The sequence below is a fragment of the Actinomadura bangladeshensis genome (genome assembly GCF_004348335.1).
Lineage (GTDB): Bacteria > Actinomycetota > Actinomycetes > Streptosporangiales > Streptosporangiaceae > Spirillospora > Spirillospora bangladeshensis.
The window spans coordinates 1-4,019 of the sequence record NZ_SMJW01000428.1; the positions used below are offsets into that span (position 1 = coordinate 1).

4 protein-coding genes are annotated in these 4,019 nt (G+C 75.9%); all 4 read right to left on the reverse strand.

Annotated elements, in window-relative coordinates; translation table 11 throughout:
• The coding region (locus E1284_RS39165; RefSeq protein ID WP_207924220.1) for a hypothetical protein at window positions 1–341 on the reverse strand (341 nt) is incomplete at its 3' end.
• 43 nt (window positions 342–384) lie between these two features.
• Entirely contained in the window at window positions 385–1,770 is a 1,386-nt protein-coding gene (locus E1284_RS39170; RefSeq protein WP_165965607.1) for an MFS transporter, read from the reverse strand.
• 102 nt (window positions 1,771–1,872) lie between these two features.
• Window positions 1,873–3,702: a WD40 repeat domain-containing serine/threonine protein kinase gene (locus E1284_RS39175; RefSeq protein WP_131945193.1), complete on the reverse strand. Its 1,830-nt coding sequence runs from the start codon at window positions 3,700–3,702 to the stop codon at window positions 1,873–1,875.
• Between the two features lies 1 nt (window position 3,703).
• Window positions 3,704–4,019 (reverse strand): effector-associated domain 2-containing protein (locus E1284_RS42205; protein WP_165965608.1); only part of this gene is annotated, 316 nt, incomplete at its 5' end.

Sequence of the window (4,019 nt, forward strand, 5' to 3'; positions counted from 1 at the left end):
CCCTCCCAGTAGGTGAGGACGGGTTCGCCCTCGAAGACCTGCACCCGCACGTCGGTGATGAGCTGCTCCGACCGGTGGATCCACACCGGTTCGCCGGTGTCGTCGACGATGAGCGCGTCGGCCGAGCCCGTCCCGCGGAACGGGGCGAGGAACAGCAGCCCGCCTCCGGTGGGGCCGAGGCGCCGCGCCTTGAGGCCGGGCGGCGGCACGTCCGGCAGCGTCGCGTAGCCGCTCGGGGCGTCGGCTTCGGCGGGGGGCGGACGGCCGGATCCGGCGCCGCTGAGGAGCGCGGCCCCTCCGACGAGCCCGGACAGCAGGAAACCACGTCGTGTCACCCTCATGCGGCCCTGTCTACCCTCCGACCATGAGAACCGCATAAACCGGTCAGTGCCGGCCGCCGGCGTAGCGGCGCTCGGACTCCAGCGCGGACGCCACGTCCCTCGGGTAGCTGTGCCGGGCCCTGACCAGCAGCAGCCCGTTGAACAGCAGCGGGGCGAGCGCCAGCAGGAACGCCCGGTCCAGCCCGACCGCCGACCCCCGGCCGCCGGCGAGCAGCCCGGACAGCCAGCCGAACAGCACCGGCGCCACCGCCTCCCCGGCCATCCGCACGATCGTCCGGATCGCCTCGGCGCGCCCCCACAGCCGGAAGTGGACGACGTCCAGCCGCACCGCGTCCAGCGGCGGGTTCGCGGCGGCGAGCGCGGCCGCGGCGAGCGTGAACAGCGGCAGCGCGATCAGCGCCCGCTCGGTGAGCAGGCCGGGCAGGAACAGCAGCGCGGACACGGTGAACGCCACCCCCGGCACGGCGACCCGCGCGGTCACCACGCCCCGGCGCACCAGCCGGTCGGCCAGCCGCCCGCCGACGAGCACCCCCGCGAGCGACGCCAGCCCGATGACGGGGATGAACGCCGTCAGCTCGCCCTGGCTGATCGAGTAGTGCTCCTGCACGAACACCATCGCGAACGTGCGCAGCCCCGCGAAGAAGAAGTACCCGATCGCCGACGCGATGATGATGATCACGTTGGTGCGGATGCGCAGCACGTACCGGGCCGCCGCGAGCAGCGGCATCCGCTCCGGATCGGCCGCCAGGACGGCGCGCGGGTCCGGCTTCACGTGCGCCCGCTCGACCTGCCGCTGGGCGGGCTCCTCCCCGACCCGGCCCGGCGCGGTGGCCTGCGCGCCCCGCTCCGGCTCCGGCAGCATCCGCCACAGCAGCCAGGCCAGCAGCAGCCCGAGCGCCGCGACGAGCCAGAACGCGAACCGCCAGTTCAGGAACGTCGCGAGGTTCCCGCCCGCGATCAGCCCGAACCCGACCCCGACCAGCTCGCCGGCGAGGATCCGGCCCCATGTCCCGGCCCGCTCCTCCGGCGGGAACAGGTCGCCGATCAGCGACGCGACCGTGGGGCCCGCCGTCGCCGTGACCGCGCCGAGCGCCACCCGCGACGCCAGCAGCCACTCGTACGACTGCGCCATCCCGCCGACGATCATCGCGAGGCTCCACAGCACGATGCTGCCCGCGAGCAGCGGCACCCGCGGCACCCGGTCGGTCAGCTGCCCCACCGGCAGCGTCGCGAGCGCGCCGACCGCCGCCGGCGCCGCCGTCAGCACCCCGACCTGCGTGTTGCCGATGTCCAGGGAATCGCGCAGCTGCTGGACGATCGCCCCGATGACCCCCGTGTCGGCCGTGTTCAGCGCGAGTACGCACGCCAGCAGCAGCACGATGCGGGCCCGCCGCCGCCTGCCGAGCCGGTCCGCGAGGGCTTGGGTCACCCGTCTCCACGGCCCCGGGGTCCATGTCACCAACCGGTAGTGCCCGTAGACCGACCAGGTATGTCGGGCCTCACCTGCGCCCGGCGCGCCGCCCGGCCCGGTTCATCCGCCCGCGGGCTGCGCGTCGTCCCGGGTGGCGACGGGGGAGGACGGGCCGGTGCCGAGGTTCCAGAGCCGGAGCGCCCGGTCCTCGCCGCCGGTGATGGCGATCGGCCGGCCGCCGAGTTCCGCGCAGGCGACGGGGACGGCCGGGCCGGTGAGCGTCCGCTCGGTGAGGAGCGGATCGCCGGCCTGCTCCCTGGTCAGCAGGCTCCAGACGCGGACCGCCCGGTCGGCGCCGCCGGTCACCGCGACCGGCTCGTCGCCGCGCGTCCCGAAGGCCACCGACATGACCGCGCTCCGGTGCACCAGCGGGCGGCCCACCTCGCGGCGGGTGCGGAGGTCCCACACGCGGACCGTCCGGTCGTATCCGCCGGTGAGGGCGATCGGCCGCCCGGCGAGGACCCCCCACGCGACCGCCATCACCGAGTTGGTGTGGCCGGTCAGCGGCAGCCCGGCCGGCCGCCGGTCCGCGAGGTCGAGGACGCGCAGGGACTGGTCCCAGGCGCCGCCGATGACCGCGACCGCCCGTCCGTCCAGGTCGCCGCACGCCACGGACATCACGCTGTTGTTGCCGACGAGCGGCGGGCCGAGCTGCCGCTGCCCGGCGAGGTCCCACAGCCGGACGGTCCGGTCGTCGCCGACGCTGACCGCGACGGGCCCGCCGTCCAGCACGCCGACGGCGACCGAGACGACCGCGCCGGTGTGGCCCTGCAGCGGTTCGCCGATCCGTTCCCCGGTCTCCAGGTCCCAGACGCCGAGCGTGCGGTCCTGGCAGCCGGTGACGGCGATCGGCGCGCCGTCGAGGACGCCGCAGGCGACCGACAGGACCGCGTCGTCGTGCCGGAGGGGTGCTCCGCGCTGCTCGCACGCGGTGAGGTCCCAGATCCGCGCGGTGCGGTCGTCGCTGCCGGTCACGGCGACCGGCGCGCCGCCGAGCGACCCGCCGCCGATGCAGGTGATGGCGCCGGTGTGGCCGGTCAGCGAGTCGCCGACCTGCGCGCCCGCGGGCGGCGTGCCCGGCACGGCGTCCCGCCCGAGCACGGCCACCACGTCGGCGGCGCTCGGACGCTCGGCCGGGTCCTTCGCCAGGCACCGCGCGATGATCCCGCGCAGCGGCTCGGGCACCGCGTCGAGGTCCGGCTCCTGGTGCGCGATCCGGTACATGACCCCGTGGCCGTACTCCTCGCCGAACCCGAACGGCGGTTTCCCGGTCGCGGCGAACGCCATCGTCGAGCCCCACGCGAACACGTCGGTGTGCGAGCCCATCGCGCCGCCCGTGATCTGCTCCGGCGCCATGTAGGCGGGCGTGCCGCGCAGCTCGTTGTCGCGGTGGACGATCGTGTCCAGCGCGCGGGCGATGCCGAAGTCGACGACCCGCGCGCCGTCCGGCCCGGTCAGGACGTTGGCGGGCTTGAAGTCGCAGTGCACGAGCCCGGCCTCGTGGATCGCGACCAGCGCCGACGCCGTCCCCGAGGCGAGCGCGAGCACCTCGGCCGGGCCGTAGGGCCCCTCGCGGCGGACCCGGTCCAGGACCGATTCGCCGGGGATGTACTCGCTGACGACGTACGGCCGGCCGGCCTGCTCGCCGGAGTCGAGCACGCGGGCGGTGTACCCCTTCACCCGGTCGGCCGACTTGATCTCCCTGGCGAACAGCCGCCGGCCGCGGGCCGTCCCGCTGAACCACGGGTGCAGCCGCTTGATCGCGACGCGCAGCCCGTCCGGGGCGGTGCCGAGGTAGACGACGCCCTGGCCGCCCGAGCCGAGCCGTGCGATCACCCGGTACTCGCCGATCCGCTCCGGATCACCGGCTTCCAGCGGACGCGGCGCCACGTCAGGCCCGCCCCAGCGCCTCGACGGACCTGCGGAACTCCTCCAGGCCGGCGGAGTCGCCCGCGAACTGCCGCACCGCGCGCAGCAGCTCCGCGACGCCCTGCGGATGCTCGCGGCAGGCGCCGACGATGGCGGCCATGTCGTCCCGGTCGTCCTCGGCCCGCCGCCGCCCGATGACCGTCGCGAGCGCCAGCGGCAGCTCGGCGACGATCTGGTCCCGCAGGCGGCGCCCGCGCAGCTGCCGGATCGTCAGCGCGACGTCCACGGCGGCGTCCAGCCCGCGCGGCCGCTCGACGATCGTGACCGAGGCCGGCGGC